This window comes from Tannerella sp., assembly GCF_052170195.1.
GTDB lineage: Bacteria > Bacteroidota > Bacteroidia > Bacteroidales > Tannerellaceae > Tannerella.
This window is the reverse complement of record NZ_JBQNAZ010000073.1, coordinates 1-6,707: the sequence shown is the minus strand read 5'-3', so window position 1 is coordinate 6,707 and position 6,707 is coordinate 1. Positions and strand designations below refer to the sequence as shown.

Here is a 6,707-nt window from a genome sequence, read left to right as displayed (position 1 = left end):
AGGGCTTCGAGTAAGATGATTTTGTCTTTTTGAGTTTTACCGGACAGCAATAATCTCAAAATAAATACTGAACCGACAAAATCCTGTCGGTCGGGCTTAAGTGTTTATTCTTTTGACCTCGTTCATCTTTCGTATCATCTCCAAGAGGTGATACGCATTGATACAACGGTTGGATCGGAAAGCCTCGACGTTTGACGCTATCGCGTTTGTATACTAAAAAGGGCCTTACATGGGACCTTCCGCTGCCAGAGCATTCATCACCAGATATGTTATATAGACCAGAAAGCAGAGCACCATGACGATGCCTTCCCAACGTGTAATCATCTGTTTTTTAAAGAAACGACTGAATATGAACAATATAATACACGATCCGAGCATAATAGCATAGTCGAGAAATGTAATGCCTTGTACGCGTAACGGATAAATTGATGCGCTGCATCCCAGCACGAAGAAGATATTAAACAGGTTCGAACCAACCACGTTTCCGATCGCCATCTGCGGATTCTTCTTCCATGCCGCTACAACCGAGGTGGCTAACTCCGGTAAGGAAGTTCCTCCGGCTACCAGTGTCAGCCCGATGACCGACTCGCTTACACCAAGGCTCCGGGCGATCTGCGAAGAGCCTTCTACAAAAAACTGTCCGCCATAAATTAACCCTGCTAATCCGGCCACGATAAACAACGCGGATTTCCAAATCGGCATGTCTTTTACCGTTTCCGCCTCGTCTCCTTCCGTGTGGTTGCGGGCAATCGCAAAGGTATAACCGAAAAATATCAGAAAGAATCCGAGCAAAATCACACCGTCGGAACGGCTGAGGATATTTTCGGCCGCACTATCGATTAAGATGTCATTGGCAGAAACCAGCAGTACGACCGACGCTAAAATACATAAAGGTATCTCTTTCGTAATCGTACTTTTAAGCACTCCTAACGGAACGATCGTTGCCGTAAGTCCTACAATCAGGAGTGTGTTGAAAATATTACTGCCTACTACATTGCCCATAGCCAGGTCCGGGCTGCCTTTCAAGGCGGAGACCACGCTTACGGCCAGCTCCGGCGCCGAAGTGCCGAAGGCCACAATGGTGAGACCGATCACTAAATTCGAGATGCGGAACCGCTTGGCTACGGCGGCTGCTCCGTCCGTCAAAGCATTGGCTCCGACTAAAATTAAAACTAAACCAGCAATAACCATTCCTACTGCCAAAATGTCATTGTTTATCATTTGCTTCTTGTTCGTAATTGTTTTCTTGTTCTTTTTCTGCTTTGTTCAGCGCCTCGATCATCGAAACCAAAGCGGCACGTACCCCTTGAAGCCTGTCCGATATTTCTAAGATGCGAACCGTCGTTTCTCTGTTCTCTTTCAGTTTACGGCGCGCTCCGGATAACGTCATGCCGCGCTCTTTCACCAGATGATAAATCAATCGGATCTGCTCGATATCTTCCTGACGATAGTAACGTGTCCCTTTTTTCGTTTTTCGAGGCGAAATTTCATCGAACTCTTTTTCCCAGAATCGCAGGGTCGATTCATTCAAACCGAATTGTTGTGCTACTTCTCCGATCGAGAAATATAACTTTTCGACTTTTTGCTGCTTCAGAGCCATGGAAGTGTTAATCCATTACCTGACCGTGATTCTCCGATATTTGGAGCATCTGGTCATATTCTTCGGGGGTCAGATCCTGGAAATAATATTTGGCAGGATTGTCGGGTTTGTTATTCACCAGTACCTCGTAATGCAGATGAGGGCCGGTCGATTTTCCGGTGCTTCCTACAGTACCGATCGTTTCGCCACGATTCACTTTTTGCCCTACGCGCACAAAGTATTTCTCCATGTGACCATACAGTGTTTTATAGCCGTAGCCATGATCGATGATTACACAATTACCATACCCCTGTCGCCAACCTACGAAAGAGACCTGACCATTTCCGGTAGCATAAATGTCGGTACCGGTAGGTGCGGAAAAATCCATGCCGGAATGGAAGCGGAGCGTACGGTAAATCGGATCGATGCGCATGCCGTAACCCGAAGCCGTTTTTTTAAGATCTTTATTCGATACGGGCTGGATAGCCGGAACGCAACGACTGCGTTCTTCCAGACTTTTACCCATGGCGATCAACTCCTCCAACGAATTGGACTCGATATATAGTTGTTTTTTCAGCATATCCAGCTTCTTTGTTGTTTCAATAACCAGTTCAGAGTTGGAAAGGCTGGTCAAATACTCGTACCGGTTCGTTCCGCCGAATCCCGATTGACGAACCGATTCGGGAATCGAGTGGGCTTGAAAAATGGCACGGTACAGATTTTCGTCCCGTTGTTGAATATCATCCAGCACCTTCAATGCCTCGGTGAGCTTCAGATCGAGCACCTCATACTGTGTTTGCAGAAGTTTGTTTTCTTTTTTCAACAAAGACTCCATGGGTGATGAGAATGTGTTGATGAAAATAAAGAAGACAACGGCTCCGAAGAAAAGCCCGATACTCAGATGTCTGATAACGGAAAAGAAACGTTGTTTAGCCGTGGGATATACGCGCTCATAGTTCAACGTGTCCGGATTGTATAAATAGTATATTTTCTTCGACTTAAACAGTCCCATTCTTAAAGTCTTCCTTCAAATTAGGTTGCAAATATAAGATTTTACTCTAATTTTGCAAAATATTTCAAAGGTTTTAACAAGCATCCCTATTCGATTAATATGCTAACAGCAAAGGAAATTCGTGAATCGTTTCTGTCTTTTTTTGCGTCAAAAGGACATCATATTGTACCCTCGGCTCCTATGGTTATCAAAGGCGACCCGACCCTGATGTTTACCAATGCCGGGATGAATCAATTCAAAGACATCATTCTCGGTAATGTACCGATTAAATATCCTCGTGTGGCGGATTCGCAAAAATGTTTGCGCGTCAGCGGAAAACATAACGACTTGGAAGAGGTAGGACATGATACTTATCATCATACCATGTTTGAGATGCTCGGAAACTGGTCTTTCGGCGACTATTTCAAGAAAGAAATCATCGCTTGGGCATGGGAATATCTGGTAGATTGTTTGCACCTCGATCCGGAACAGCTCTACGTGACGATTTTCGAGGGCAGTCCGTCCGAAAACATCGACCGTGACAATGAAGCGGCACAATACTGGGAACAGTTTTTGCCACAGGATCATATCTTGGAAGGAAACAAACACGACAATTTCTGGGAAATGGGCGATACCGGTCCGTGTGGCCCCTGCTCCGAAATCCATATCGACCTGCGTCCCGAGGCTGAGCGCCGGGCGATGCCCGGAGCTGCACTGGTCAACCGGAACCATCCGCTCGTCATCGAGATATGGAACCTCGTATTCATGCAATATAACCGCAAAGCCGACGGCACGCTCGAATCGCTCCCGAACCATGTGATCGACACGGGGATGGGCTTTGAGCGACTTTGCATGGCCTTGCAGGGAAAGACCTCGAACTACGACACCGACGTCTTTCAGCCCATCATCCGGGCGATTGCCGATATGACGTCGACACCTTATGGAACCGATAAGGAAAAAGACGTAGCGATGCGTGTCATCGCCGATCATATCCGCACGATCGCTTTCTCGATCACCGACGGGCAGTTGCCGTCGAATGCCAAAGCCGGCTATGTCATCCGCCGCATCCTCCGTCGTGCCGTGCGTTACGGATATACGTTCCTCGACCGGCGCGAAGCATTCATGTACAAGCTCCTTCCAGCACTGATCGACACCATGGGGACGGCATACCCCGAACTCATTGCTCAGCAGGAACTGATCGGCAAAGTGATCAGGGAAGAAGAAAACGCATTCCTGCGTACGCTTGAAACCGGTATCAGAATGCTCGACAAAAAAATAGAAGAAGCGAAAGCAGCCGGACAAAACATGCTGGACGGCGCTCATGCGTTTGTGCTTTACGATACCTACGGCTTCCCGCTTGACCTCACCGAACTGATCTTGCGCGAACATCGGATGACCGTCGATACCGCGGCTTTTGATGCGGAGATGCAGAAACAAAAAGAGCGGGCGCGCAATGCCGCAGCGATCGAAACAGGCGATTGGATCATACTCCGCGATGGTGAAACCGATTTCGTGGGGTATGATCATTTCGGGTGCGATGCGGAGATTCTGCGCTACCGGAAAGTAAAACAAAAAAATAAGGAACTGTATCAGATCGTACTCGACAAGACCCCTTTCTATGCGGAGATGGGAGGACAGGTAGGCGACTGCGGATGGCTGATCGCTCCGGACGGTGAAAAGACGGAGATTATCGACACCAAACGCGAAAACAACTTACCCGTACATCTGGCCCGGAAGTTGCCGAACGAAGTGTCCGGTACGTTCACCGCTCAAATCAACAAGGAGATGCGTATCCGTTGCGAATGCAACCATTCGGCTACGCATTTGTTGCACGAAGCGTTGCGCGAGGTGCTGGGTACGCACGTCGAACAGAAAGGATCATACGTGTCGCCCGAATCGTTGCGTTTCGATTTCTCCCACTTCCGGAAACTGACAGATGAGGAAATCCGCAAGGTCGAGAGGGCGGTCAACCGGAAGATACGTGAAGATTTGCCGCTGCAAGAATATCGCGATATCCCGATCGCGGAGGCTAAAGCGATGGGCGCGATGGCGCTCTTCGGCGAGAAATATGGCGACGAAGTGCGTGTAGTCCGTTACGGATCGTCCGTCGAATTGTGTGGCGGCACGCATATACCGAAGACCGGGATGATCGGTTCGATGTACATCGTGAACGAGAGTTCGATCGCGGCCGGAGTGCGCCGTATCGAAGCGGTGACGGCCGAGAGTGCCGAGGCGCAGTTCTATCTTGCGCAGGATGCCATCCGCGAGTTGCGCGCCATGTTCAATAATGTGCCGAACCTTGCCGTGACCATCCGCAAGTCGATCGAGGAGAACAGCGAACTGAAGAAGCAACTGGGCGAATATATGAAAGAAAAGGCGGCTTCGATCAAGCAACGAATCCTTTCGCACGCTATCGAGCGGAATGGTGTCAAACTGTTTGTCTTTAACGGCGAAGGAAACCTCGACATCTTTAAAGATATTGCATTCCAGATCAAAGGAGAAAATCCTAAGGACGAACGGGTATGTTTCATCGCGGGCATTGAAGACCATGATAAGTGCGGACTGATTGTCGCACTCAGCGATGCACTCGTGGCCGACGGATGGGATGCTTCACGACTCGTTAAAAGCGGCGCCAAACACATTCAGGGCGGTGGCGGCGGACAGCCGCATTTCGCCACGGCAGGCGGCAAAAAGAGAGACGGTTTGAACGCAGCCGTAGAAACCATCCTTGAAGAAGCCGGTTTGAAATAAACGATGGTGCTTATCACAAAAGATATTGCGGGAGAGCTGATATCGTATCTTGCGTCGCATAAACACGACCGGACATATATCCTGACCGATACGAATACGCGTAATGCTTGTCTGCCGCTTCTGCAGCCCGTGCAGGCGCTCAGGCAGGCGGAGGTTATAACGATCGCGGCCGGGGATACGCATAAAGACATCGAACAGGTTGCCCGAATTTGGACGATCCTCTCGCAAAGCGGAGCATCCCGCCATTCTCTGCTGATAAACCTCGGCGGTGGGATGGTGACCGACCTCGGCGGGTTCGCGGGGGCAACGTTCAAACGCGGACTACATACGCTCAATATCCCTACGACGCTTATGGCCGCCGTCGATGCGGCTGTGGGCGGAAAAACGGGCATTAACTTCAACGGACTGAAGAACGAGATCGGAGCATTCTACCCACCTGATGCGGTGCTGATCGATACAGTCTTCCTGCGTTCGCTCGACCGTGACAATATCCTCTCCGGCTTTGCCGAGATGCTTAAACATGGACTGATCAGCGATGAGAACCATCTGAACAGCCTTCTCGCGTTCGAGATCGAGGGGAGACAGATCGACATAGAACCGCTGCACGCGTTGGTTGAGACTTCGGTAGCCGTTAAAGAACGCATTGTCAGTGAAGACCCCAAAGAACAGGGAATCCGCAAAGCGCTTAATTTCGGCCATACCGTCGGCCATGCGTTCGAGAGTTTGTTCTTTGCAAAGCATCACCCGATCCTCCATGGTCATGCGGTGGCCGCCGGGATGGTTTGCGAATTGTATCTGTCGCATAAACAGTGCGCCATGCCTGTCGAGGTCTTGCGGCAAACGGTGAATCTGATCCGTAGCGGATACCCCTCGCTCGCTTTCGACTGCCACGATTACGAAGCCTTATACGAGCGGATGACCCACGATAAGAAGAACGAAGGAGGACGTATCCGCTTTGCGTTGCTGGAAGGGGTCGGCAATATCCGTATCGATCAGGAGGTAGATAAGAAGCGTGTCTTCGAATCGCTCGACTTCTACCGCGAAACAATGGGGAGGTAGAGAGTCGGAAACAGTAAAAAAACAATAACGTTATTTGATAAAGCAGGGTTTTCAGGAATGAGAATCGGTATCCAATAAATCCCGGTACTTTCCATACATACCTCACTCACGTAATGAGTGTGCATTACGGATGACAGCCGCTTTATTTCACGGGTCGTCACGCCAAATTTTTCTTCTCTTTTTTTGCCTTGTTCGTCCAAAATGCACATAAAAATGCTATCTTTGTGGACGTCGAGACCGCTGACTGTTCTCATAAAAGATATTTTTTAAAACACTATTAACCGACTAAAATCAAAATTCATCGGATTTTATTTTTAAATAGTTAAT

Annotated in this window: 6 protein-coding genes; 2 read left to right on the top strand and 4 right to left on the bottom strand. The window is 49.0% G+C overall.

The window, feature by feature from the left end:
* Window positions 1–225: 225 nt before the first annotated feature.
* From ACTTKA_RS11845 to ACTTKA_RS11835, 3 genes are read right to left on the bottom strand one after another with little or no spacing between them, the layout of a single operon-like run.
* On the bottom strand, window positions 226–1,221 hold the full coding sequence (locus ACTTKA_RS11845; RefSeq protein WP_442725187.1) for a calcium/sodium antiporter: 996 nt from the start codon (window positions 1,219–1,221) through the stop codon (window positions 226–228).
* Window positions 1,208–1,600, bottom strand: a complete 393-nt coding sequence (locus tag ACTTKA_RS11840; protein WP_442713113.1) for a MerR family transcriptional regulator — start codon at window positions 1,598–1,600, stop codon at window positions 1,208–1,210. The genes ACTTKA_RS11845 and ACTTKA_RS11840 overlap by 14 nt, the downstream gene beginning before the upstream one ends.
* Before the next feature lie 7 nt (window positions 1,601–1,607).
* A complete protein-coding gene (locus ACTTKA_RS11835; protein ID WP_442713112.1) occupies window positions 1,608–2,591 on the bottom strand; it encodes a M23 family metallopeptidase in 984 nt (327 codons plus the stop codon).
* 99 nt (window positions 2,592–2,690) lie between these two features.
* On the opposite strand from ACTTKA_RS11835, the gene alaS reads away from it, so the two are divergent.
* Together alaS and aroB are read left to right on the top strand one after the other, a co-directional pair.
* A complete protein-coding gene (alaS, locus tag ACTTKA_RS11830) occupies window positions 2,691–5,321 on the top strand; it encodes an alanine--tRNA ligase (protein ID WP_442725186.1) in 2,631 nt (876 codons plus the stop codon).
* Between the two features lie 3 nt (window positions 5,322–5,324).
* Window positions 5,325–6,380: a 3-dehydroquinate synthase gene (aroB, locus tag ACTTKA_RS11825; RefSeq protein ID WP_442725185.1), complete on the top strand. Its 1,056-nt coding sequence runs from the start codon at window positions 5,325–5,327 to the stop codon at window positions 6,378–6,380.
* Here the strand turns inward: aroB and ACTTKA_RS11820 are convergent.
* The gene (locus ACTTKA_RS11820) at window positions 6,356–6,634 is read right to left on the bottom strand and encodes a hypothetical protein (RefSeq protein ID WP_442725184.1); all 279 of its coding nucleotides are present in this window, start codon (window positions 6,632–6,634) and stop codon (window positions 6,356–6,358) included. The genes aroB and ACTTKA_RS11820 overlap by 25 nt on opposite strands.
* Window positions 6,635–6,707: the final 73 nt, after the last annotated feature.

What these genes read in the sequence shown, in the direction of transcription:
- ACTTKA_RS11845 (WP_442725187.1), bottom strand. Translation starts at nt 1,221, where the DNA reads ATGATAAACAATGACATTTTGGCAGTAGGAATGGTTATTGCTGGTTTA.
- ACTTKA_RS11840 (WP_442713113.1), bottom strand. Translation starts at nt 1,600, where the DNA reads ATGGCTCTGAAGCAGCAAAAAGTCGAAAAGTTATATTTCTCGATCGGA.
- ACTTKA_RS11835 (WP_442713112.1), bottom strand. Translation starts at nt 2,591, where the DNA reads ATGGGACTGTTTAAGTCGAAGAAAATATACTATTTATACAATCCGGAC.
- alaS (WP_442725186.1), top strand. Translation starts at nt 2,691, where the DNA reads ATGCTAACAGCAAAGGAAATTCGTGAATCGTTTCTGTCTTTTTTTGCG.
- aroB (WP_442725185.1), top strand. Translation starts at nt 5,325, where the DNA reads ATGGTGCTTATCACAAAAGATATTGCGGGAGAGCTGATATCGTATCTT.
- ACTTKA_RS11820 (WP_442725184.1), bottom strand. Translation starts at nt 6,634, where the DNA reads ATGAGAACAGTCAGCGGTCTCGACGTCCACAAAGATAGCATTTTTATG.